The sequence below is a fragment of the Corallococcus sp. CA047B genome (genome assembly GCF_003612065.1).
GTDB lineage: Bacteria > Myxococcota > Myxococcia > Myxococcales > Myxococcaceae > Corallococcus > Corallococcus praedator.
On sequence record NZ_RAWD01000610.1, the window covers coordinates 1 to 2050 of the forward strand.

Sequence of the window (2050 nt, forward strand, 5' to 3'; positions counted from 1 at the left end):
GCCCCAATCCGCCCCCCGAGGCGGACGACGACGGCGGTGACGACGAAGGCGACGAGGGCCCTGACGACGGGGATGCCTCCGCCGGAGGCCCCCAGCAGGGTGGCGCGCCCGGAAGCCCCGCCGGCCAGGGTGGCCGCCGCCGCCGCCGCCGTCGCCGTCGTCGTGGCGCGCAGGTGCACTTCACCCCGGAGGGCCAGGCCTACCGCATGCAGCCCGGCCCGGACGGCCAGCAGGTGCAGGTGTTCCTGACGCCCCAGGAGCTGGAGCAGTACAAGCAGCGTCAGGCCCAGCAGCAACAGCAGCAGCCCGCCGGCAACGCGCAGGCGCCGCAGCCGCAGGAAGCCCGCCCGCCGCAGCAGGAGGGCCGGCAGCAGCAGCCGCAGCACGAGCACCCCCGGCATCAGCGCGGGGGAGGCCAGCCCCAGCAGCAACAGCAGCAGAACCTGGCGCCGGTGGAAGGCGTGCTGGACACGGAGGCCAAGGGCCCCAACGCGTTCCTGCGTCAGGTGAAGCGCAACCTGCTGGCGTCGCCGGACGACCCGGAGCTGCCCAAGAACCTGGTGCAGAAGCTGCGCCTGCGTCAGGGCCAGTACCTGACGGCCTTCGCGCAGATGCGCGGCCACAAGGGCGTCATCCAGAAGGTGGACACGGTGGACGGGCGCCCGCTGGAGTCCGCGCCCCGGCTGCCCCACTTCGCGGACCTCACCTCCGTGGACCCCACCGAGCGGCTGAAGCTGGAGAACGGCCACAAGGAGATGGTCACGCGGGTGTTGGACCTCATCGCGCCCCTCGGCAAGGGCCAGCGCGCGCTCATCGTCGCCCCGCCGAAGACGGGCAAGACGATCATGCTCCAGCGCATCGCCCAGGCGGTCCTCAACAACCACCCGGAATGCCACGTCATGCTGGTGCTCATCGACGAGCGCCCCGAAGAAGTGACGGACATGCGCCGGAGCATCAAGGCGGAGGTCATCGCCTCCAGCTCCGACCGGCCCACGGGCGACCACCTCAAGGTGGCGGAGCTCGCGCTGGAGCGCGCCCGCCGGCTGGTGGAGGGCGGCAAGGACGTGGTCATCCTGCTGGACTCCATCACGCGGCTCGCGCGCGCCTACAACAAGGAGGTCGACAGCTCCGGCCGCACCATGACGGGCGGCGTGGACAGCCGCGCCCTGGAGCGCCCCAAGCGCATCTTCGGCGCCGCTCGCGCGACGGAGGAGGCGGGCTCGCTGACCATCATCGGCACGGCGCTCATCGACACCGGCAGCCGCATGGACGAGGTGATTTTCGAGGAGTTCAAGGGGACGGGTAACTCGGAAGTCACCCTGGACCGGCTGCTCGCGGAGAAGCGCGTCTTCCCGGCCATCAACATCCCCCAGTCCGGCACGCGCAAGGAGGAGAAGCTCTTCACCCTGCGCGAGTACGAGAAGGTGAAGAAGCTGCGGCAGATGCTCTTCGCCGTGAAGCCGGTGGAGGCCATGGAAGCGCTCGTCAAACGGCTCGGCCGGTACACCTACAACGACGAGTTCTTCGACGAGATGTAGCCCGTCTGCCCGCGCGGGGGTGGTGTGGCGAGCCCTGGATTGCGTAAGGTGTGCGCATGATTCAGGGCTCGGGCCGCTGCCACTACCACCCCGACCGCGCGGGCCTGGGCGTCTGCGTGGAGTGCCGCCGCGTCATCTGCCGCGAGTGCACCACGCAGTTCGAGGGCATCAACCGCTGCGCCAGCTGCCTGGACACGCGCCGCAAGGCGCTGGAGGGTCCGCCGCCCCGGCGTGAGTGGAGCGTCCTCAACGTGGTGCTGGCGCTGGTGGGCGCCGTCCTCTTGTGGGGCGGCGTCGTGCTCGCGGCCCACGTGGTGGGCTGAAAGACCATGGCCGTCTCCGCGCTCGAGTTGCGCCCCCGGGGTCCGGTGGCCTTGATGGATGCGGCGCTGCGGCTGTGCGCGCGCAACGCCGGCCTGTGGGCGCTCACCCTGCCCGGAGGCGCCGCGGTGGTGGCCGCGCTGCTGCACCTGGTGGACGCGGTGGACCACGGCCGCTCCCCCACCCTGCCC

General features: G+C 71.4%; 3 protein-coding genes. All 3 read left to right on the forward strand.

Annotation, left to right across the window (positions count from 1 at the left end):
• A partial coding sequence (gene rho, locus D7X74_RS41540; RefSeq protein ID WP_233602484.1) for a transcription termination factor Rho occupies nt 1–1538 on the forward strand: 1538 nt, incomplete at its 5' end.
• Between the two features lie 56 nt (nt 1539–1594).
• Nucleotides 1595–1861, forward strand: coding sequence for a hypothetical protein (locus D7X74_RS41545; protein ID WP_120538426.1), 267 nt, complete (start codon nt 1595–1597; stop codon nt 1859–1861).
• A gap of 6 nt (nt 1862–1867) precedes the next feature.
• Nucleotides 1868–2050: hypothetical protein (locus D7X74_RS41550; RefSeq protein WP_147446898.1), on the forward strand; the 183-nt coding region annotated here is incomplete at its 3' end.